Origin of the sequence: Streptomyces sp. V2I9 (assembly GCF_030817475.1) — a bacterium.
Taxonomy (GTDB): Bacteria; Actinomycetota; Actinomycetes; order Streptomycetales; family Streptomycetaceae; genus Streptomyces.
In genome coordinates, this window is record NZ_JAUSZJ010000002.1 from 1,145,889 (window position 1) to 1,166,524 (window position 20,636).

Annotated in this window: 21 protein-coding genes and 1 riboswitch; of the genes, 10 read left to right on the forward strand and 11 right to left on the reverse strand. The window is 74.3% G+C overall.

Going from position 1 to position 20,636, the window contains the following annotated elements; translation table 11 throughout:
* The first annotated feature begins 4 nt into the window (after nucleotides 1–4).
* On the forward strand, nucleotides 5–760 hold the full coding sequence (locus QFZ71_RS05135) for an SDR family oxidoreductase (protein ID WP_307667061.1): 756 nt from the start codon (nucleotides 5–7) through the stop codon (nucleotides 758–760).
* A 101-nt stretch (nucleotides 761–861) separates the two neighbouring features.
* Here the strand turns inward: QFZ71_RS05135 and amaP are convergent, their stop codons facing one another.
* From amaP to QFZ71_RS05160, 5 genes are read right to left on the reverse strand one after another with little or no spacing between them, the layout of a single operon-like run.
* A complete protein-coding gene (amaP, locus tag QFZ71_RS05140) occupies nucleotides 862–1,440 on the reverse strand; it encodes an alkaline shock response membrane anchor protein AmaP (protein WP_373465183.1) in 579 nt (192 codons plus the stop codon).
* A gap of 5 nt (nucleotides 1,441–1,445) precedes the next feature.
* Nucleotides 1,446–2,123 (reverse strand): DUF6286 domain-containing protein, encoded by a 678-nt coding sequence (locus tag QFZ71_RS05145; RefSeq protein ID WP_307667063.1) that lies wholly within the window; start codon nucleotides 2,121–2,123, stop codon nucleotides 1,446–1,448.
* Entirely contained in the window at nucleotides 2,120–2,473 is a 354-nt protein-coding gene (locus tag QFZ71_RS05150) for an Asp23/Gls24 family envelope stress response protein (protein ID WP_307667064.1), read from the reverse strand. The genes QFZ71_RS05145 and QFZ71_RS05150 overlap by 4 nt, the downstream gene beginning before the upstream one ends.
* Complete coding sequence (locus QFZ71_RS05155) at nucleotides 2,470–2,661, reverse strand: hypothetical protein (RefSeq protein ID WP_030117412.1); 192 nt, start codon at nucleotides 2,659–2,661, stop codon at nucleotides 2,470–2,472. The genes QFZ71_RS05150 and QFZ71_RS05155 overlap by 4 nt, the downstream gene beginning before the upstream one ends.
* A 60-nt stretch (nucleotides 2,662–2,721) precedes the next feature.
* Entirely contained in the window at nucleotides 2,722–3,192 is a 471-nt protein-coding gene (locus QFZ71_RS05160) for an Asp23/Gls24 family envelope stress response protein (RefSeq protein ID WP_307667065.1), read from the reverse strand.
* A 107-nt stretch (nucleotides 3,193–3,299) separates the two neighbouring features.
* On the opposite strand from QFZ71_RS05160, the gene QFZ71_RS05165 reads away from it, so the two are divergent.
* Entirely contained in the window at nucleotides 3,300–4,079 is a 780-nt protein-coding gene (locus tag QFZ71_RS05165) for a hypothetical protein (protein WP_307667067.1), read from the forward strand.
* A gap of 160 nt (nucleotides 4,080–4,239) precedes the next feature.
* Here QFZ71_RS05165 and QFZ71_RS05170 read toward each other — a convergent pair whose 3' ends face one another.
* From QFZ71_RS05170 to QFZ71_RS05180, 3 genes are all read right to left on the reverse strand, one after another.
* Entirely contained in the window at nucleotides 4,240–5,031 is a 792-nt protein-coding gene (locus tag QFZ71_RS05170) for an enoyl-CoA hydratase/isomerase family protein (protein ID WP_307667068.1), read from the reverse strand.
* Between the two features lie 135 nt (nucleotides 5,032–5,166).
* The gene (locus QFZ71_RS05175; protein ID WP_006123601.1) at nucleotides 5,167–5,388 is read right to left on the reverse strand and encodes a helix-turn-helix domain-containing protein; all 222 of its coding nucleotides are present in this window, start codon (nucleotides 5,386–5,388) and stop codon (nucleotides 5,167–5,169) included.
* A 320-nt stretch (nucleotides 5,389–5,708) separates the two neighbouring features.
* Nucleotides 5,709–7,307: an ABC-F family ATP-binding cassette domain-containing protein gene (locus QFZ71_RS05180; RefSeq protein WP_307667069.1), complete on the reverse strand. Its 1,599-nt coding sequence runs from the start codon at nucleotides 7,305–7,307 to the stop codon at nucleotides 5,709–5,711.
* Between the two features lie 294 nt (nucleotides 7,308–7,601).
* Between QFZ71_RS05180 and QFZ71_RS05185 the strand changes: the two genes are divergently transcribed.
* Entirely contained in the window at nucleotides 7,602–8,012 is a 411-nt protein-coding gene (locus QFZ71_RS05185) for a VOC family protein (protein WP_307667070.1), read from the forward strand.
* A 163-nt stretch (nucleotides 8,013–8,175) separates the two neighbouring features.
* On the opposite strand, the gene QFZ71_RS05190 is transcribed toward QFZ71_RS05185, so the two are convergent.
* From QFZ71_RS05190 to QFZ71_RS05200, 3 genes are all read right to left on the reverse strand, one after another.
* Nucleotides 8,176–9,528: a hypothetical protein gene (locus QFZ71_RS05190; protein ID WP_307671343.1), complete on the reverse strand. Its 1,353-nt coding sequence runs from the start codon at nucleotides 9,526–9,528 to the stop codon at nucleotides 8,176–8,178.
* A gap of 184 nt (nucleotides 9,529–9,712) precedes the next feature.
* A complete protein-coding gene (locus tag QFZ71_RS05195; protein WP_307667071.1) occupies nucleotides 9,713–10,840 on the reverse strand; it encodes an alpha/beta hydrolase in 1,128 nt (375 codons plus the stop codon).
* Nucleotides 10,841–10,907: 67 nt separating this feature from the next.
* Nucleotides 10,908–11,567: a class II aldolase/adducin family protein gene (locus QFZ71_RS05200; RefSeq protein ID WP_307667072.1), complete on the reverse strand. Its 660-nt coding sequence runs from the start codon at nucleotides 11,565–11,567 to the stop codon at nucleotides 10,908–10,910.
* Between the two features lie 278 nt (nucleotides 11,568–11,845).
* Between QFZ71_RS05200 and QFZ71_RS05205 the strand changes: the two genes are divergently transcribed.
* From QFZ71_RS05205 to QFZ71_RS05235, 7 genes are all read left to right on the forward strand, one after another.
* The gene (locus QFZ71_RS05205; protein ID WP_307667073.1) at nucleotides 11,846–13,108 is read left to right on the forward strand and encodes an inorganic phosphate transporter; all 1,263 of its coding nucleotides are present in this window, start codon (nucleotides 11,846–11,848) and stop codon (nucleotides 13,106–13,108) included.
* 12 nt (nucleotides 13,109–13,120) lie between these two features.
* The gene (locus QFZ71_RS05210) at nucleotides 13,121–13,348 is read left to right on the forward strand and encodes a hypothetical protein (RefSeq protein WP_307667074.1); all 228 of its coding nucleotides are present in this window, start codon (nucleotides 13,121–13,123) and stop codon (nucleotides 13,346–13,348) included.
* 173 nt (nucleotides 13,349–13,521) lie between these two features.
* Nucleotides 13,522–13,654: riboswitch (cobalamin riboswitch) on the forward strand.
* Nucleotides 13,655–13,789: 135 nt separating this feature from the next.
* Entirely contained in the window at nucleotides 13,790–14,755 is a 966-nt protein-coding gene (locus QFZ71_RS05215) for a cobalamin biosynthesis protein (protein ID WP_307667075.1), read from the forward strand.
* A gap of 121 nt (nucleotides 14,756–14,876) precedes the next feature.
* Complete coding sequence (locus QFZ71_RS05220; protein WP_307667076.1) at nucleotides 14,877–16,604, forward strand: cobyric acid synthase; 1,728 nt, start codon at nucleotides 14,877–14,879, stop codon at nucleotides 16,602–16,604.
* Entirely contained in the window at nucleotides 16,601–18,646 is a 2,046-nt protein-coding gene (locus QFZ71_RS05225; RefSeq protein WP_307667077.1) for a putative cobaltochelatase, read from the forward strand. Before QFZ71_RS05220 ends, QFZ71_RS05225 begins: the two co-directional genes overlap by 4 nt.
* On the forward strand, nucleotides 18,646–19,245 hold the full coding sequence (gene cobO, locus QFZ71_RS05230; protein ID WP_307667078.1) for a cob(I)yrinic acid a,c-diamide adenosyltransferase: 600 nt from the start codon (nucleotides 18,646–18,648) through the stop codon (nucleotides 19,243–19,245). Before QFZ71_RS05225 ends, cobO begins: the two co-directional genes overlap by 1 nt.
* Entirely contained in the window at nucleotides 19,239–20,609 is a 1,371-nt protein-coding gene (locus QFZ71_RS05235; RefSeq protein ID WP_307667079.1) for a cobyrinate a,c-diamide synthase, read from the forward strand. The genes cobO and QFZ71_RS05235 overlap by 7 nt, the downstream gene beginning before the upstream one ends.
* Nucleotides 20,610–20,636 lie beyond the last annotated feature (27 nt).

Below are 20,636 nucleotides of genomic sequence, written 5' to 3' on the forward strand. Positions count from 1 at the left end.
GGCCATGGATCTTGGACTGAAGGACCGCGTCTACGTCGTCACCGGAGCGACCAGGGGCCTCGGCAACGCCACGGCCCGCGCACTGGCCGCGGACGGCGCGAAAGTGATCATCACCGGCCGGGACGAGCCGTCCGTCGTGGAGGCCGCCGCCGAGCTGGGCCCGGACGTGGTGGGGGTCGCCGCCGACAATGCCGACCCGAGCGCCGCCCAGCGCCTCGTGGACACCGCGCGGGAACGCTTCGGACGGCTCGACGGCGTCCTCGTCAGCGTCGGCGGACCCGCCCCCGGCTTCCTCGCGGACAACACGGACGACCAGTGGCAGACGGCGTTCGAGACGGTGTTCCTGGGGGCGGTACGGCTGGCCCGGACGGCGGCGGCGGCGCTCGGCGAGGGCGGCGTGATCGGATTCGTGCTCTCCGGGTCGGTGCACGAGCCGATCGCGGGGCTGACCATCTCCAACGGGCTGCGCCCCGGTCTCGCCGGTTTCGCCAAGTCGCTCGCCGACGAGCTGGGGCCGCGCGGCATCCGGGTGGTCGGCGTGCTGCCCGCCCGGATCGACACCGACCGGGTCCGTGAGCTGGACGCCCTGTCCGGCGACGCGGAGGCGGCCCGTACCGCGAACGAGGCGCGGATTCCGTTGCGGCGCTACGGGACGCCCGAGGAGTTCGGGAAGACCGCCGCCTTCCTGCTCTCCCCCGCCGCCTCGTACCTCACGGGCATCATGGTCCCGGTCGACGGCGGGGCCCGGCACGGCTTCTGACCGGGCGGACGCCGCCCGGCCCGGCGGTGTGCCCGCGTCACTCCTGCACACAGGTTCCGGGCGTCCGCCGCCCGGTTCCGTACGCGGACCCGCTCGGGCCGTCAGGAGACCCGCGTCGCGCGGTGCTTGACGGCCTTGAGCCGTACCTCGGCGGGGAGTTCGGCCAGCCCGGCCGATTCCCTGGCGTGCCTCAGCGCTCCGTCCGCGACCGCGTTCAGGGTCTCCCGCGGCGCGGCGTGCGGTTCCGTCAGCAGCCGGATCCTGGCGCGGGGCGCCGTCCGGCGGCCGGTCAGCATCGTCCGGGCGCGGGCCACTCCGTCCAGCGCGCCCGCCTCGTCGGCGAGCACGTCCTCCAGGGCGCGGCCCCGCAGCCGGGCCCCTTCGCCGTCGCCGCTGTCCACCAGGACCTCCGCGAGGCGGCCGCGGCGGAGCTGGGCGAGGAACCACCACAGGGCGAGGACCACCAGGACGGCGAGGACCGCGATCACCGTCGGCCACCACCAGCCCTCGTCGCGCCAGCGGTGCCGGGCGGCCGTGCTGAGCAGCACGTCGCCCTTGGCGTCCCAGGGCCACCAGGTCGGCGCGGACGCGCCGAGGCCCACGGCGAGCACGGCTGCGCCGAGGACGGCGAGCACCAGTCCGGCCAGGGCCAGCAGGACCCGGTTGACGGTGGAACGCATGCGGCTCATCCCTTCTTCGGCGGTCGGTGCACCTGGACGGAGAGGGCCGGCGGCTTCGCCAGGCCCAGTTCCCGTACGGCCTTCTCCAGCGCGGAGTTCAGGTCGGCCGTCACGTCGTCGAGTTCCCGGAAGTGCGAGAGCGCGCGCACCTTCGCCTTCCGCCGCCCCATCCCGACCCGTACGGACTGCACCCCGGACACCTCCACGGCGCGGTCCCGCAGGACCAGTGCGGCGGCGGTGCGGTCGAGTCCGGCGTGGACGCCCGCGCGGTCGCGGCGCATCGGCAGCAGGTGGCGCAGTCCGGGGGTGAGGGCCAGCAGGATCAGCCAGAGGCCGAGCGCCGCGGCGACGCCCGCCCCGATGAACATCGCCACGTCGTCCAGGTGCCGTTCGGCCAGGCCGTCCGCGAGGGAGCGCCGCCACTGCATGGCGGGGTGGCCGGCCCGTACGGCCGCGATGTCGTAGAGCAGCAGTCCGGCTCCGCCCAGGATCACGAGGGCCACCAGGGCGGCGGGGATGCGGCGCGCGGACCAGAAGCGGCCCGTCCGGTCGCCGTCGCCCTGTTCGAGGGTCGGGACCGTTTCGCGGGCGGCGGAGGGCGTCTCCGCGGACGCGTCGCCCTCGTGGTGCTCCGCGGTGGGCATCCGCCGGGTGGAGCCGGTCGGTTCGCCGGGCTCGGTCATCGGATCCTCCCCTGTGCGGCGGCGCCGGCGGCGGCCGGGTGCAGCCGTTCGACCTGCACGGCCACCTCGGGCACCTCCATCCCGGCGAGCGTCTTGACCCGTTGGGCGACACGGCGGCGGACGGCGCCGCACTGGCGGCCGACATCACTGGGGTAGCGCAGCTCCAGGCTGACCCGGACCCGCGCGGTGTCCCGGTGCACGGTGACCGTCGCGCGCGGCGAGGACCCGTCCGCCGGTGGTTCGCCGACGGCCTCCTTCGCCGCCTGGGCAGCGATCTTGGCGACGACGCGGTCGGCGATCCGGGTCTCGCCGCGTTCGGCGGCGGCGACCCGGCCGTTCACCGCCGTCACCGTCGCCGGTCAGCGCGCTCGCGACTCCGGAAGAAGTCGCCGGGCTCCAGGTCACCGTCCAGGAAGCGGCCGGCGACGAAGCCGACGGCGCCCAGGGCGGCCACCAGTACGAAGGCTCCGAACCCGCCGAAGTATCCGGCGAACCCGAGCGCCATGCCGGCCAACAGACCGGCGACAGCCATGCTCATCGTGTCTCTCTCCTCGATTGCCGTGCGACTCGGCCCCCGTGCGCCCCGGACGCGGAAGGGCTACTGGACACGCTGTTCGGACTGGTCGTCATCGTCGTCCTCGTCCGGCAGCTTGACGTCGCTGACCGCGATGTTGACCTCGACGACTTCGAGGCCGGTCATGCGTTCCACCGCGGCGACGACGTTCTCGCGTACGTCACGGGCCACCCCGGAGATGGCCACGCCGTACTCGACGACGATCTCCAGGTCGAGGGCGGCCTGGGACTCGCCGACCTCCGCCTTCACCCCGCGGGTGACGGACTTCCCACCGCCGGGGACCTTGTCGCGGACGGCGCCGAACGTCCGCGAGAGGCCGCTGCCCATCGCGTGGACGCCGGACACGTCGCGCGCCGCCATTCCGGCGATCTTCTCGACGACGCCGTCGGCGATGGTGGTACGGCCACGGGTGCCCGGATCGCCGCCGCCACGCTTACCGAGGGCCTTGCCGCCCGTGCCGCTGTCGGGGTTGGTGCGCTGGGAGCTTTCAGTCATCGCCGCTCTTCCCTTCGGGACATTCGGGACTATCGGGACAGGGACTTCGTAGCCCACGTTAAGTGCGCTTTCACGATCTCGCGCCGTGGATACGGCAGTCTGGGGCGATGACAACGGCGCGGGACCCGCAGAGGGTCGACGGATGGACCGCTGCGGTACGGGAAAGGCTCGGCCTGGGCAGACTGCTGCCCCTGGGCGGCCCTGCGGAAGGGGCCTGGATCGCGGAGACGGCGGCCGCAGCGGTGCTGCGCGGGGCGGCGGCCCACCCCGGCACGGTGCTGGGGAAGCTGCGGATCGGCCCGGCGGAGGAGGCGATGGCAGGCGCTCCGGCGGCCCCTCCCGGCCCCGGCGCCCCGGCGGTCGCACCGGCACCGCCGGGCGCGCTGCCCCCGGTGCCGCTGCGGATCGAGGCGGAGTTCTCGGCCTCCCTCGACCGGCCGCTGCCCGATGCGGCGGCGGCCCTGCGCTCGGCACTCCTCACGGCCGCCGCGGCCCGGCTGGGCCTGAAGGTCACCGAGGTGGACCTGACGGTGACGGCATTGCTGGCGGACGGCGCGCCCGATCAGGTGACGGCGCGGACGGCACCGGCGGTTCCGGTCGCCGGAGCGGACGGGCCGGTGGCGGAGGCGGCCGCCGGAGTACCGGGAGTCGTCTCGCTCACCCGCGTCCTGGGCTCGCCGGTGCTCACCGCCGCGGACCATGTGCGGGTCGAGGTGGCGACGGCCGGGAACCGCGCCGCACGGGAGGTCGCCCGGTCGGTGCACACGGCGGTGACGGCCGCCCTGGACCGGCCGCTCCCCGTGTCGGTCCTGGTCACGGACGTGGTGGGACCGGCGGACGGCACCGGGCCGAGCGGCTCCGGCTCCATCGGCGGCTCCGGCGCCTGAGCCGGACAGGAGGGCGGGACGGGCCCGACCCGCCGGACCACGCGTCCGGCGGCCCGGCGCCCGGGCCTGCCCGGCGGGTCGGGGAACCCGCGATCGCGCCGGCCTCCGGCCGCCGCGTCGCTCACACGGTCCTCCACCGCCTGAGCCGGTGGCGCACTTCCTAGTCGGTGATGCCCGCCAGGTCGCGGAGGCGGCGACCCTGGGCGGCCCGCTCGGCGACGCGCTGCTGTTCGAAGTCGCGGGTGAGCGCCCCGGCGAGGAGCGCCTTCGTCTCCACGACGGCGTCGCGGGGCGCCGCCACCAGGGCGGCGGCGAGATCGCGGGCGGCAGCGTCGAGCTGGTCGGCGGGGACCACGAGGTTGGCCAGGCCGGTGCGCTCGGCCTCGTCGGCGTGCACGAAGCGGCCGGTGGCACAGATCTCGAGCGCGCGGGCGTACCCCACGAGGTGCACCAGGGGGTGGGTGCCCGTGAGGTCGGGAACGAGGCCGAGGCTGGTCTCGCGCATGGCGAACTGCACGTCCTCGGCGACGATGCGCAGGTCGCAGGCGAGGGCGAGCTGGAAGCCGGCGCCGATGGCGTGCCCCTGGACCGTCGCGATCGACACGAGGTCGTTGCGGCGCCACCAGGTGAACGCCTCCTGGTACTCGGCGATGATGGCGTCGAGTTCCGCCTCGGGGCCGCGCGCCATGTCGAGGAACGACGGCTCGCCGTCGAAGCCCTCGGGCGTGAACGCCTGGCGGTCGAGGCCGGCGGAGAAGGACTTGCCCTCACCGCGCAGCGTCACGACCCGCACCGTGCCGGGCAGCGCCCGTCCGGCCTCTGTCAACGCCCGCCACAGAGCGGGAGACTGAGCGTTGCGCTTGGCCGGGTTGGTGAGCGTCACCGTGGCGACGGCGTCGTCGACGGTGAGCCGTACGCCGTCCTTGTCGAGCACAGTGTCGAACGAGGTCATGGGGCGCCTCCGGATGGGGTGCGGTCAGCACGAAGGAACTAAGTGACTGAACAGTAACCACCCGGACGACCCTGCGGTCGACCGGGTGGCCACCCCGAAATCCGTTGAGCCCGAAGAGGTCGGAGACCCGCGGCCTCAGGCCGAAGCGGCCTTCTTGCCCCGCGTCGCGCCGCCGCGTCCCCGCAGCGTCACTCCGGACTCACTGAGCATCCGGTGGACGAACCCGTAGGAGCGGCCGGTTTCCTCGGCCAGCGCCCTGATGCTCGCACCGGAGTCGTACTTCTTCTTCAGGTCTGCCGCGAGCTTGTCACGCGCGGCGCCGGTCACCCGGCTGCCCTTCTTCAGAGTCTCGGCCACCCGTGCCTCCTCGTAGGAAGTGCGCTCTGGACTCTCATGATCACCCCTCCCGCGCTTCCTGGCCACCCATTCGGCAAGGTCGGTGCATCCGGTTTGCCGGTCACGGAGCGCGTCGACACGATCGGAATCCCTGATTCCCACGGGCCCACGAACGCGTACGGCCCCGATCTTCCGGAGAACCGGCAGGTCAGGGCCGTACGAGGAGAAGCCGTCCGGAAGGGGGCGCACGACGGGCGAGCGCCCGGCGCACCACCGGAGTACGAGAGGCTCTCACGCAGATGACGGATCACGCGTAGGCCGAATGATCCATCCGCAGTGGATCAGGCGAGCGCGACGAGGTCGCGGTAGTCCGCTCCCCAGAGGTCCTCGACCCCGTCCGGAAGCAGGATGATCCGCTCCGGCTGGAGCGCCTCGACCGCGCCCTCGTCGTGGGTGACGAGGACGACCGCGCCCTTGTAGGTGCGCAGCGCCCCGAGGATCTCCTCGCGGCTGGCGGGGTCGAGGTTGTTCGTCGGCTCGTCGAGCAGGAGCACGTTGGCGGAGGAGACGACCAGGGTCGCCAGCGCGAGCCGGGTCTTCTCACCGCCGGAGAGCACGCCCGCGGGCTTGTCGACGTCGTCGCCGGAGAAGAGGAAGGAGCCGAGCGTCTTGCGGACCTCCACGAGGTCGAGGTCCGGGGCGGCGGAGCGCATGTTCTCCAGGACCGTGCGCTCCGGGTCGAGGGTCTCGTGCTCCTGGGCGTAGTAGCCGAGCTTGAGGCCGTGGCCCTGGATGACCTCGCCCGTGTCGGGCTTCTCCGCGCCGCCGAGCAGGCGCAGCAGCGTGGTCTTGCCCGCGCCGTTGAGGCCGAGGATGACGACGCGGGACCCCTTGTCGATGGCGAGGTCGACGTCGGTGAAGATCTCGAGCGAGCCGTACGACTTCGACAGGCCCTCCGCCATCAGCGGGGTCTTGCCGCAGGGGGCGGGCTCGGGGAAGCGCAGCTTGGCGACCTTGTCGGAGACGCGGACGGCCTCCAGGCCGGCCAGCAGCCGGTCGGCCCGCTTGGCCATGTTCTGGGCGGCGACGGTCTTGGTCGCCTTGGCGCGCATCTTGTCGGCCTGCGAGTTGAGTGCGGCGGCCTTCTTCTCGGCGTTCTGGCGCTCGCGCTTGCGGCGCTTCTCGTCGGCTTCGCGCTGCTGCTGGTAGAGCTTCCAGCCCATGTTGTAGACGTCGATCTGGGAGCGGTTGGCGTCGAGGTAGAAGACCTTGTTGACGACCGTCTCGACCAGTTCCACGTCGTGGGAGATCACGACGAAACCGCCCCGGTAGGACTTGAGGTAGTCGCGCAGCCAGACGATGGAGTCGGCGTCGAGGTGGTTGGTCGGCTCGTCCAGGAGGAGGGTGTCGGCGTCCGAGAAGAGGATGCGGGCCAGCTCGACGCGGCGGCGCTGACCGCCGGAGAGCGTGTGCAGGGGCTGGCCGAGGACCCGGTCGGGCAGGTTGAGCGCGGCGGCGATGGTGGCGGCCTCGGCCTCGGCGGCGTACCCGCCCTTGGTGAGGAACTCCGTCTCCAGGCGCTCGTACTTCTTCATCGCCTTCTCGCGGGTGGCGCCCTTGCCGTTCGCCATCCGGTCCTCGTTCTCGTGCATCTTGCGCAGGATCTCGTCGAGACCGCGGGCGGAGAGGATGCGGTCGCGGGCGAGGACGTCGAGGTCGCCGGTGCGCGGATCCTGCGGGAGGTAGCCCACCTCGCCGGACTTGGTGATGGTGCCCGCGGCGGGGGTGCCCTCGCCCGCCAGGCACTTGGTGAGGGTGGTCTTGCCCGCTCCGTTGCGGCCGACGAGGCCGATGCGGTCGCCCTTGGCGATGCGGAAGGAGGCGGATTCGATGAGGATGCGGGCGCCGGCGCGCAGCTCGATGCCGGAGGCGGTGATCACGGAAAAACTCCAGGGCAGTTTGGACGGCGGAGGGACGAGGGCGGAGGTCTCTCGACGCCGCTAATGCACAAGGAGAAAGGCCATACGGCCCATTCTACCGGCGGTGCGCAACTCCTTTTCCGCACACCTGGTGGGACGAACCACCTGATGTCTCCGTGCCGGACGGGGCCCGTGGCCCGGTGCGACACCTGCGTCACCTGCGTCCGTTCGGGTACGGCTGCCGCTGTCGATGGATGGTGGAAGACTGAGACGCAGATCACATCGCGCGTACGGACGGCTGGAGAGGTGAGGGCGATGGCGAGTGCGACGACCGGGGTGGCGACGGTCTGCCCGACGATCCTGTACGAGGACGCGAAGGCGGCGATCAGGACGCTGACGCAGGGGCTCGGCTTCACCGAGGAAGCGGTCCACACGGGCGAGGACGGCAGCGTGCTCCACGCCGAGCTGTCCCAGGGCAACGGCAGGGTGATGCTCGGCTCAAAGGGGCGCGGGGGCGTGTTCGCGCGGGCGATGGCGGGTGCGGGCCCGGCGGGGGTGTACGTGGTGGTGGACGAGGTGGACGAGCACTGGGCCCGCGCCAGGGAGTTCGGGGTGGAGATCCTGATGGAGCCCACCGATCAGGACTACGGCTCCCGCGACTACATGGCGCGGGACGCCGAGGGCAATGTGTGGAGCTTCGGGACGTACGCGCCGGGATCCGGCTGAGCGGAGCCCGGCGACGGACGGTCCGCGTCCGGCGGGCAGGGCCTTCGCCCGCGGTCCCGCAGCCCTCTCGGGGACGACCGTTGCGCGCGGTTCGCCGGAGGCGATGACCCGCGTGGGACCGTTCCGGTGGCCGCGGACCCGCGCGGGTCCGCGGCCGTGCGGCTCAGGATCCCCCGGTGTGGACCTGGAAGGCCGCCCGGCGGACCGCCTTGGCCAGGGCCGGGTCGGGGTGGGCGGCGGCCAGGGCGACCAGGACCTGGACGGTGCGGGGGTGGCCGACGGCCCTGACCTCGTCGAGGAGCGCCGGCACGGTGCCCTGGACGGCGGAGTCGAGGTGGCGCACCAGCAGCCCGGTCTCGCCGTGGTCGGCGACGGCGGCCGCGGTGTCGACCCAGAGCCAGGTCGCCTCCTCGCGGCTGAGGACGTCCTGGGCGTCGTCGGGGTCGTTGCCCTCGTACTCGGCGAGCCAGAGCAGCGCGTAGGGGCGCAGCGAGGGCTCGGCGAGCACGGAGCGGACCTCCGGCTCGGCGGGGGCGCCGACGACCCTCAGCGCCTCGAAGGCCAGGCCGCGCAGCAGGGCGTCCTCGCCGCGGGCGACGGCGAGGAGTTCGGCGACGGCGCTGCCGACCGTGCGGGCGGCGAGCCAGGCCCGGTATTCGTCGCGGGCCGGGCCGGGGGTCAGCCGGGCGCAGCCGAGGAGCATGTCGGCGGCCGACTGCTCGATGTTCCCGGCCGGGCTCTGGGCGGCGACGCAGATCTGTTCCAGTTTGACCCAGACCGCCCAGTTGCCGAGGGGGGTGAGGGTGGCGTGCCCGTCGCCGAGGGTGAGCGCCCCGACGGCGGCGAGGCCCTCCAGGGCCCAGTCGAGCAGCAGGGCGTTGAGGTCGCCGCCGCGGGCGGCACCGGCCCGGCCGCCGGCCGTCCCGTCGGCGGCTGCGGGCGGCCCGTCGGGAGCCGGGGCCGCCGGTCTGCCGGGTCCCAGGGGGACTTCGCAGCGCTCCTCCTGGAGTTCGGCGACGCGCTGACCGAGAAGGTCCAGCAGGGCGGGGACGGTGACGGGGCCCGCCGAGAGCTGGAGGAGCGAGAGCACCTGGGGCACGGCCTCGACCGCTTCGGCGACCGCGCCCGCCTCGATGCCGGCGGGGGCGGCGTGGACGAGCGACCAGGCGTCGAAGAGCGCCACCCAGCCGCGCAGGACGGCGGAGTCGTCCCGGTCCCAGGCCCGCAGCCGCCAGCCGGGGCGGGCGGTGTCGCCGTGCAGCTCGATCAGCCCGGCCAGCCGGGCCCGGTCCCATCCCGCCCGGACCCGGGCCGGGGAGAGCTCCAGGGCGGTGGCCGCCCGTTCGAGGGCGTGGGCCGCGAGCGGGGCGGTGGCGCCCGGCGCCGGTGTGCCGGCCGCCCAGTGGGCGATGCGTACGGCGTCGGCGAGGACGGCCCTGGCCTGGCGGGCCAGTTCCGCCCGGGGCGGGGTCCCCTCGGGGGGCCGGGGCGCCGGCCTGGTACGCCGGGTGGTCACCGCCTTGCGGGCGGTGGCGAGGGGTCGCGGGCGGACAAGTCGCAGCCTGGAGTCGCGCGGAGTACGGGACGTCACGGGAGCAGTCTTGCCCCTGACGGCCCGAAAGCCCAAACGGAAGGCGTTTCACCGGTACGTGAAAGGTTCCCCCGGCGCGACGACAAGGGCGAGAGTTCACCCCATCGGCTCACATCAGGGGGGTGAGGAAGCGGCGCAGGGTCTCCTCGTAGCGGGCCGGGCCGGCGTTCCACATCGACGCATGCGGAGCCTGCCGTACGGCGTGGAGGGCGACCAGCTCCGGCCGGCGGGCGGCGAGTTCGCGGGAGGGCCCCCAGGGGGCGATCGTGTCGTCGGGGCCGTGGAAGATCAAGGTCGGGGTGTCCAGGGTGACCGGGGCGGAGGTCTCCAGCACCGGGGCGGGGTTCAGGCCGGTCCGGCCCTGGGCGGCCCGCACGGCGAGCGGCAGCAGCGCGGCCGGAACGCCGCGGGCGGCGGCCAGGGCCCGCAGGGTGGCCTGCCAGTCCAGTACCGGGGAGTCGAGGACGATGCCGCTGATCCGGTCGCGGAGCGGGGACTCGACGGCGGCGTACAGAGCCATGGTGGCGCCGGTGGACCAGCCGTGGACGATCACGTTCCGGGCCCCGTACCGCAGGGCGAAGCGGATGGCGGCGTCGACGTCGCGCCACTCGGAGGCTCCGAAGTGGCCGACGCCGTCGGCGGGGCGCGGGGCTCCGGGGTCTCCCCGGTAGGCGAGGTCGAGCACGGGGAGGCTCTGCCCGTGCAGGAAGCCCATCACGTTCATGGGGTGGGCGCGGCTCGTGCCGAGGCCGTGCACGGTGATCACCCAGGTGTCGCGCCCGCCGGGGACGTACCAGGCGGGCAGGGGCCCGAGTTCGCCGGGGATCTCGACCTCCTGGTGGTCCAGGCCGAGGTCGGTGCTCGGGTCGCCGCCGTACAGCTCGGGGGTGAGCCGGACCTTCGCGCCGGGTTCGAGGAGCCCCTGGCCGACGCTCTCCAGCCTCCGTACGACGGTGTCGGCGCCCCGGGAGGCTCCCTCGACCACGGGGCCGACGACCGCGTGGACGCCGGGCCCGGCGAGGCCGTAGGTGCCGGGCCGGAGCGCCGAGAAGGAGCGGGTCAGGGTGGTCCGCCCGGCCGCCGTGGCGTGCACGGTGAGGCGGCGGTCGGCGGGGAGAGGACGGCCGGGCGTCGGCCTGAGGGCGACGTCGCCCGCGTACCGGCCGGCCGCGACCGCTGCCGCACCGACCCCGAGGACTGTGGTGACGGCCGTTGCCGTCGCGGTTACCGGGCGCACCGCTTCAGTGTCGTCGGGCGGGCGGCGGGCTGCCAGTGGACGGCGGCCGTCCGGGGGCGGGCGTACGTCAGCCGCTCTGGCCGTACCCCTTGAGCGCTTCCGTCACCTCGGCCAGCTGGCCCTCGTCGAGCAGGGCCGGGGTGCGGCCGGGGAGCGAGCTCGCGGTGAGCCAGAGACGGCAGAGCCACTCCAGCTGGGCGGTGCGGTCGTACGCCTGGTCGAGGGTGTCGCCGTAGGTGACGGTGCCGTGGTTGGCGAGCAGGCAGCCGGTGCGGTCCCGGAGGGCTTCGAGCATCGCCTCGGCCAGTTCCGGGGTGCCGTAGCGGGCGTAGGCGGCGGTGCGGACGGGCCCGCCGAGGATGGCCGCCGCGTAGTGGACGAGCGGAACCTCGGCGACGAGGGTGGAGACGGCGGTGGCGTGCACGGCGTGGGTGTGCACCACGGCGGCGGCGTCGGTGGAGCGGTAGACCGCCAGGTGGAGGGGGAGTTCGCTGGTCGGCTTCAGCTCCCCGAGGACCTGGCGCCCCTCCGGATCGACGCCGACCGCGTCGCCGGGTCCGAGCCGGTCGTAGGGCACTCCGCTGGGGGTCACCAGGATCAGGTCACCGACGCGGGCGGACACATTGCCCGACGTGCCGACGACCAGGCCGTCCGCGGCGCTGCGGCGCGCCGTGCCGACGAGGTCCCGCCACGTGCGGTCCACGGATTCCGGGTGCTGGTGAGTCATGGGGCGAGGCTAGGCGGGAACACGCGTAACCGGAACGTCACGGGGGGACGTGACGGGGATCTCCATCAGGGGTCGAACGGCCGTTCAAAATGTTCGCCATCAAGCGGCAAAGGGCGGTCCACGCCGCGCCCCACGGACCTCGTACGACCTCTCCCGCACACAACCGGAGGCGACCCACTCCACTTGGGGTCACCGCAACGCCCTGCCCAGTTCATCTTCCGTTCACTCAGGTTGCCTACGTTCTACGAGCCACTGACGTCGAACGATTGCCTGGGTAAATGGAACACATCACGCTGCTGCTTGCGATTGTGGTCGTAACAGCTCTCGTGTTCGATTTCACGAACGGTTTCCACGACACCGCCAACGCGATGGCGACGACCATCTCGACCGGCGCACTGAAACCCAAGACAGCGGTGGCGATGTCCGCCGTTCTCAACCTGATCGGCGCGTTCCTCTCGGTGGAGGTCGCCAAGACGATCTCCGGCGGGATCGTCAACGAGGACGGCCTCAGAACAGAGGTCATCTTCGCGGCGCTCGTCGGCGCCATCCTGTGGAATCTGCTGACCTGGCTGGTCGGCCTCCCCTCCAGTTCCTCCCACGCCCTGTTCGGCGGTCTGATCGGCGCCGCGGTCATGTCGGCCGGCTGGTCCTCGATCAACGGCGGCACCGTCGTCACCAAGGTCCTGCTCCCGGCGATCGCCGCCCCCCTGGTCGCCGGCTTCGCCGCGATGCTGGCCACGCGGCTGACGTACCGGATCAACCGGAACGTCACCGACCCGAACCAGCTGAAGTCCACCGCCAAGGGCTACCGGGCCGGGCAGATCGCCTCCGCGGGGCTCGTCTCGCTCGCCCACGGCACCAACGACGCCCAGAAGACGATGGGCATCATCACCCTCGCCCTGGTCACCAGCGGTGTCCTGGCTCCCGGCTCCAACCCGCCGATGTGGGTCATCGTCTCCGCCGGCGTCGCCATCGCCCTCGGCACCTACCTCGGCGGCTGGCGCATCATCCGCACCATGGGCAAGGGCCTGACCGACCTCAAGCCGCCGCAGGGCTTCGCGGCCCAGACCAGTGCGGCCACCGTCATCCTGGCCTCCTCGCACCTCGGCTTCTCGCTCTCCACCACCCAGTCCTGCTCGGGTGCCGTGATGGGCGCGGGCCTCGGCCGCAAGGGGGGCGTGGTCCGCTGGTCCACCGCCACCCGGATGTTCGTCGCCTGGGGCCTGACGCTGCCGGCCGCCGGTCTGGTCGGCGCCGCCGCCGAGTTCCTGACCAAGCAGGGCACGTGGGGCATCGCCGTCACCGCGCTCCTGCTCGTCGGCGGCTCCTTCGCCATCTGGCTGGCCTCGCGCCGCCAGCCGGTCGACCACACCAACGTCAACGACTCGGACGGCGACGACGAGCCCCGGGGCGTCGTCACCACCGCCATGGCCGCGGTCCAGCCGCCGCCCGCCGGCGTCCCGGCCGCCGGCCTCATGACCACCATCGCGGCCCCGGCATCGGCGCCCGACGACCCGGCCCGGCCGACGGCCACGGTGTAAGGACGGATCCACATGAAAATCGACTGGGCAGCTCTCGCCTCCGTCTTCGGTGTCAGCCTCGTGGTCACCGTCGCGCTGGTCGGCCTCTTCACCCTGGGCATCGTCGCCCTCTCCAAGCTGTCGGCCCCGTCCGGCGGCGCCTCCGGCGGGTCGGCCGCGCTGGCCCGCACCAGCGCCTACGCCTGCTTCGCGGCGTGCGCGGCGGCGGTCGCGTACGGGATCTACCTGATCGTCGCCTGACCCGTCACGCGTACGCCCCCGGGCGCCCCGCATCGGCACTCCATCGGGCCGGACCCACACCTGTGTGTCCGGCCCGATGTGCGTCTGCCCACAGTGGAGCCCCGCAGGTCAACAGCGAGTTGACGGCTGTTCGCGGGGCGTGGTGGACTGCCGGAGCCATTTACGGCGACAGCAGAGGAAGCCGGTGCGAATCCGGCGCGGTCCCGCCACTGTCACCGGGGAGCACTCCCCCACACCGGACGTCACGGCTCGCGGTACGCGGGCTGGAAGGCCGGGGGAACTGCGGATCCGGGAGCCAGGAGACTCTCGTCGCCGTCACGTCGAACCAGGGCGCGGACCCTGAGTGAGGACTACGCCATGCCCGGCCGCCGTGTGCCGCATTCCGTGCCCCCGACTCCGGGCCGAGCCGCCGGAACGCCTCTCCCCGCGGCGGGCTGACCCGTGCGGGCCGATCGCGTCTTCGCGTACGGCGCCACGGCCGGGCTGATCGCCGACGCCCTCCTGGGCGATCCACGGCGGGGCCACCCCGTCGCCGGGTTCGGCCGGGCCGCCGCACGGGTGGAGTCCCTGCTGTGGCGGGACGACCGGGGCCGGGGCGCACTGCACACCCTCGTCTGCGCCGGAGGCGCCGTGGGGGCCGCCGCGCTGACCGCGCGCGCCGTCCGGACCCGCCCCGCGCTCGCCGTCGCGCTGACCGCCGCCACCGCCTGGTCCGTCGTCGGCGGTACGTCGCTGGGCCGGGAGGCCCGTGCCATCGGGGATGCGCTGACCGCCGGGGACCTGGAGGCGGCCCGGCGGCGGCTGCCGCATCTGTGCGGGCGCGATCCGCACGCCCTGGACGGTCCGGGGATCGCCCGCGCCGTCGTCGAGTCGGTCGCGGAGAACACCTCGGACGCCGTCGTGGGCGCGCTGGTGTGGGGCGCGATCGGCGGAGTGCCGGGGCTCGTCGGGTTCCGTGCGGTGAACACCCTCGACGCGATGGTCGGCCACCGGTCGCCCCGCTACCGCCGCTACGGCTGGGCCTCGGCCCGGCTGGACGACGTGGCGGGGTGGCCGGGCGCCCGGCTGACGGCCGCGCTGGCGGTGGTGGGCGGCGGGCGGCCCCTGGACGCCGTACGCGCCTGGAGGGCCGACGCGCACCGCCACCCGAGCCCGAACGCGGGGCCGGTGGAGGCCGCGTTCGCCGGGGCGCTCGGCGTACGGCTCGGCGGCACGCTGGCGTACGCGGGGCGCGTCGAGCACCGGCCGGTGCTGAACGGGGCGGCCGGGCGGGACGTGCGCGGCGCGGACATCGAACGCGCGGTGCGTCTGTCGCGCCGGGTGGGTCTGCTGGCCCTCGGGGTGTGCGTGGCGGGCCGGCTGGCGGCGGGATGCCTCCTCGCGGGGCGGAAGCGGGGACGGACGTGAGCGGTCGGGGCACGGGAACGGGACGCGCCGCGGGGACGCGCCGCGGTACGGGCACGGGGCGCCCCGAGGGGACGGGCGTGGACGGTCCGGCACGGGACGCGGTACAGGAACGGGAGCGGGCATGAGCGGTGGGCTGCTGGTCGCGGGGACCACGTCCGATGCGGGCAAGAGCGTCGTCACGGCGGGCATCTGCCGCTGGCTGGTGCGCCAGGGTGTGAAGGTCGCGCCCTTCAAGGCGCAGAACATGTCGCTGAACTCCTTCGTGACCCGCGAGGGCGCGGAGATCGGCCGGGCCCAGGCGATGCAGGCGCAGGCGGCACGGGTGGAGCCGACGGCCCTGATGAACCCGGTGCTGCTGAAGCCGGGCGGCGACCGGTCCAGTCAGGTGGTCCTGATGGGCAGGCCGGTCGGCGAGATGAGCGCGCGGGGATACCACGGGGGCCGTCAGGAGGCGCTGCTCGGCACGGTCACCGACTGCCTGGAGCAGCTCCGGTCGGCGTACGACGCGGTGATCTGCGAGGGGGCCGGTTCGCCGGCGGAGATCAACCTGCGGCGCACCGACATCGTGAACATGGGGATCGCGCGGGCCGCGGGCTTCCCCGTGCTGGTGGTCGGGGACATCGACCGGGGCGGGGTCTTCGCCTCGTTCTTCGGGACCACGGCGCTGCTGAGCCCCGAGGACCAGGCGCTGGTCGCCGGTTACCTGGTGAACAAGTTCCGGGGCGACGTCTCCCTGCTGGAGCCGGGCCTGGACATGCTGTACGGGCTGACCGGGCGGCGGACGTACGGGGTGCTCCCCTTCGCCCACGGGCTCGGCATCGACGAGGAGGACGGCCTGCGGGTCTCCCTGCGGGGTGCGGTGCGGGAGTCGGTCGTGGCTCCCCCGCACGGCGAGGACGTGCTGCGGGTCGCGGTCTGCGCGGTGCCGCTGATGTCGAACTTCACCGACGTGGACGCGCTGGCCGCCGAACCGGGCGTCGTCGTGCGGTTCGTGGACCGGGCGGAGGAGCTGGCCGACGCGGACCTGGTGGTCGTGCCGGGGACGCGCGGCACGGTGAAGGCGCTGGCCTGGCTGCGCGAGCGCGGCCTCGCGGACGCGCTGGCGCGGCGGGCGGCGGAGGGCCGGCCGGTGCTGGGGATCTGCGGCGGGTTCCAGGTGCTCGGCGAGCGGATCGAGGACGAGGTGGAGTCGCGGGCGGGGGTCGTGGACGGGCTCGGACTGCTGCCCGTACGCGTCCGCTTCGACCGGGCCAAGACGCTGGCGCGGCCGGTCGGTTCGGCGCTGGGCGAGCCGGTGGAGGGGTACGAGATCCACCACGGGGTGGCCGATGTGCGGGGCGGGGAGCCGTTCCTGGACGGATGCCGGGTGGGTGCGGTGTGGGGGACGCACTGGCACGGGTCGCTGGAGAGCGACGCGTTCCGGCGGCGGTTCCTGGCGGAGGTGGCGCGGGCCGCCGGGCGGCGGTTCGTACCGGCGCCGGACACGAGCTTCGCGGTGCTGCGCGAGGAGCAGCTGGACCGGCTCGGGGATCTGGTCGAGGAGCACGCGGACACGGACGCGTTGTGGCGGCTGATCGAAGGGGGCGCGCCCGGAGGATTGCCGTTCGTGCCGCCGGGGGCGCCCGCCCTGCCGGCGGCCGGCGGGGGCACGGGGGCGCTCGGGGTCGCGGGGGCGGGTGCACCGGAGAGCCGGGGCACGGTCCGGGACCCCGCTCCCCGGTCGCCGGAGGGATGGGGAGCGGGGAGCCCGGCGGCGGTGGGAGAGGCCCGGAAGGCCCGGGAGGACGAGAACGCCCGGTCCGCCGCGTTCGGGGTTGCTGATGTTCATGTCGACCAGGAGGCCAAGTGAGTACGCCGTATCCCTTCACCGCGATCGTCGGGCAGGACGACCTGCGGCTCGGGCTGTTGCTGAACGCGGTCAGCCCCGCTGTCGGCGGGGTCCTCGTGCGCGGGGAGAAGGGGACCGCCAAGTCCACCGCCGTGCGGGCGCTCGCCGCGCTCATGCCCGAGGTCTCCGTGGTCCCCGGCTGCCGGTTCTCCTGTGATCCCGTCTCCCCTGATCCGGCGTGTCCCGACGGGCCGCACGCGGAGGCGGCCGGTGTGTCGCGTCCGGCGCGGACCGTGGAGCTGCCCGTCGGCGCGTCGGAGGACCGGCTGGTGGGGGCGCTGGACATCGAGCGGGCGCTCTCCGAGGGCGTGAAGGCGTTCGAGCCGGGGCTGCTGGCCGACGCGCATCGCGGCATCCTCTACGTGGACGAGGTCAACCTCCTCCACGACCACCTGGTGGACCTGCTGCTGGACGCGGCGGCCATGGGCGCCTCGTACGTGGAGCGCGAGGGTGTCTCCGTACGGCATGCGGCGCGGTTCCTGCTGGTCGGGACGATGAACCCGGAAGAGGGCGAGCTGCGGCCGCAGTTGCTGGACCGGTTCGGCCTGACCGTGGAGGTCTCGGCCTCCCGCGACACCGACGAGCGGGTGGAGGTCGTACGGCGGCGGCTCGCGTACGACGACGATCCCGAGGGGTTCACGGCGCGCTGGGCCGAGGAGGAGGGCGCGCTGCGTGAGCGGATCGCCGTCGCGCGCGCCCTGCTGCCGCGGGTCGTGCTGGGCGACGGCGTGTTGCGGCAGATCGCCGCGACCTGCGCCGCGTTCGAGGTCGACGGGATGCGGGCGGACATCGTGATGGCCCGTACCGCGACCGCGCTGGCCGCCTGGGCGGGGCGCGAGGAGGTCACCGCCGACGACGTGCGGCAGGCCGCGCTGCTGGCGCTCCCCCACCGGCGCCGCCGCAACCCGTTCGACGCGCCCGGCCTGGACGAGGAGAAGCTCGACCGGACCCTGGACGAGGCCGGCGGGCCGGACGGCGGGCCGGACGACGACGATCCCGGCCCGGACGGCGGGGGTGACGGCGGCGGGGGCGGCGGTGTGCCCCCGCAGGCCGACGGCGAGGACCGTACCCCGCCGCACGCCGAGGGCGGCTCGGACGACATGCCGTCAGAGGCCCCCGGGAGCGCGCCCGACGCGCCCGGCGCCCCCGGTCGGCCCGCCGGGGGCGAGCAGCGGCCGGTGGCGTCCGCCGAGCCGTTCCGGGCGAAGATGCTCAGCGTGCCGGGGCTGGGGGAAGGCGCTGCGGGGCGGCGCTCCCGCGCCCGTACCGAGCACGGGCGCACGACCGGCGCCCGGCGGCCCGAGGGGGCACTGACCAAGCTGCACCTGGCCGCGACCGTGCGGGCCGCCGCGCCGCACCAGCGGGCGCGCGGGCGTAGCGGGCGCGGGCTCGTGGTGCGCCGGGACGATCTGCGGCAGGCGGTCCGGGAGGGGCGCGAGGGCAACCTCGTGCTGTTCGTCGTGGACGCGTCCGGGTCGATGGCCGCCCGGCAGCGGATGAGCGCGGTCAAGGGGGCCGTGCTGTCGCTGCTGCTCGACGCCTACCAGCGGCGGGACAAGGTCGGCCTGGTCACCTTCCGGGGCAAGGAGGCCGAGGTGGCGCTGCCGCCGACCTCGTCCGTGGACGCCGCCGCCGCCCGGCTGGAGTCGCTGCCGACCGGGGGCCGCACCCCGTTGGCCGCCGGGCTGCTCAAGGCCCACGACGTGCTGCGGGTGGAGCGCCTGCGCGATCCGTCGCGGCGGCCCCTGCTGGTCGTGGTCACGGACGGCCGGGCGACCGGCGGCCCGGAGCCCGTGGCGCTCGCCGGCCGGGCCGGCCGGCTGCACCGCTCGGAGGGGACGGCCTCGGTCGTCGTGGACTGCGAGTCGGGGTACGTACGCCTCGGCCTCGCCGGGGAACTCGCCCGCGAACTGGGAGGCACCGCCGTCACGCTCGACGAGCTGCGGGCCGACTCGATCGCCGGGCTCGTCAAGGACGTCACCGCAGCCGGGAGGGCCGCTTAATGCCACAGGGACAGCCGACATCGGTGCCGGACGACGGGCTCACCACCCGTCAGCGGCGCAACCGCCCGCTCCTGTTCGTCCACACGGGCATCGGGAAGGGCAAGTCGACGGCGGCCTTCGGTCTCGCGCTCCGGGCGTGGAACCAGGGGTGGCCGATCGGGGTGTTCCAGTTCGTGAAGTCGGCGAAGTGGAAGGTCGGCGAGGAGAACGCGCTCAAGGTGCTCGGCGCGAGCGGAGAGGGCGGCACGGTCGACTGGCACAAGATGGGCGAGGGCTGGTCCTGGGTCCAGCGCGACGGCCAGCTCGACAACGAGGAGAAGGCGCGCGAGGGCTGGGAGCAGGTCAAGCGCGACCTGGCGGCCGAGACGTACAAGCTGTACGTGCTGGACGAGTTCGCCTACCCGCTGCACTGGGGCTGGATCGACACCGACGAGGTCGTCGAGGTGATGCGGAACCGGCCCGGCACCCAGCACGTGGTGATCACCGGCCGCAACGCGCCGGACGCGCTGGTCGAGGCCGCGGATCTGGTGACCGACATGTCGAAGGTCAAGCACCCGATGGACGCGGGGCAGAAGGGCCAGAGGGGCATCGAGTGGTGAGTGCGCCCCGTCTGGTCATCGCCGCTCCGGCCTCGGGCAGCGGCAAGACCACCGTCGCCACCGGTCTGATGGCCGCCTTCGCCGCGCGCGGGCTCGCCGTCTCACCGCACAAGGTGGGCCCGGACTACATCGATCCGGGCTACCACTCCCTGGCGACGGGCCGCCCCGGCCGGAATCTCGACGCGTACATGTGCGGACCCGAGTTGATCGCCCCGCTGTTCGCGCACGGGTCGGCGGGGTGCGACCTCGCCGTGGTCGAGGGCGTGATGGGGCTGTACGACGGGGCCTCGGGGCAGGGCGAGCTGGCGTCCACCGCACAGGTGGCGAAGCTGCTCAGGGCCCCGGTGGTGCTGGTGGTGGACGCCTCCTCGCAGTCCCGGTCGGTGGCGGCCCTGGTCCACGGGTTCGCCTCCTGGGACCCGGAGGTGCGGATCGGCGGGGTGATCCTGAACAAGGTGGCCTCGGACCGGCACGAGGCGCTGCTGCGGGACGCGTTGGACGAGTCGGGGCTGCCGGTGCTCGGCGTGCTCCGGCGGGCTCCGCAGGTTGCGACGCCCTCGCGCCATCTGGGGCTCGTCCCGGTGGCCGAGCGCGGGGCGGAGGCGGTGGAGGCCGTACGCGCCATGGGTGAGCGGGTGCGCGCCGGGTGCGACCTGGACGCGCTGATGGCGCTGGCGCGGACGGCGCCCGCGCTGACGGACGCGCCGTGGGAGCCCGCGTACGCCTCGGCGCGGGGGTCGTACGACGCGGTGCGGGGGCCCCGGCCCGTCGTCGCCGTGGCGGGCGGGGCGGCGTTCACCTTCGCCTACGCGGAGCACGCCGAACTGTTGACGGCGGCCGGGGCGGAGGTCGTGACCTTCGACCCGCTGCGGGACGAGAAGCTGCCGACGGGGACGGCGGGAATCGTGATCGGCGGCGGCTTCCCGGAGGTGTACGCCCCCGAGCTGTCGGCCAACCGGCCGCTGCGGCGGGCGGTCACGGAGCTGGCCCGGAGCGGGGCCCCGCTGGCCGCCGAGTGCGCGGGGCTGCTGTATCTGGCGCGGGAGCTGGACGGGAAGCCGATGTGCGGGGTGCTCGACGCCGAGGCCCGGATGTCCGAGCGGCTGACCCTCGGATACCGGCAGGCGGTGGCCGTCTCCGACAGCGTGCTGGCGGTGGCGGGGACCCGGATGCGCGGGCACGAGTTCCACCGCACGGTCCTGGAGCCGGGGGCGGGGGCCACGCCCGCCTGGGGCCTGCACCAGCCGGAGCGGCGGGTCGAGGGGTACGTCGAACGGGGCGCGCACGCGAGCTATCTGCACACCCACTGGGCGGCGTCGCCCGAGGTGGCCCAGCGGTTCGTGGCGCACTGCCGGGCCCGGTAGCGCCGTCCCCACGGGGGGGGGCGTGTC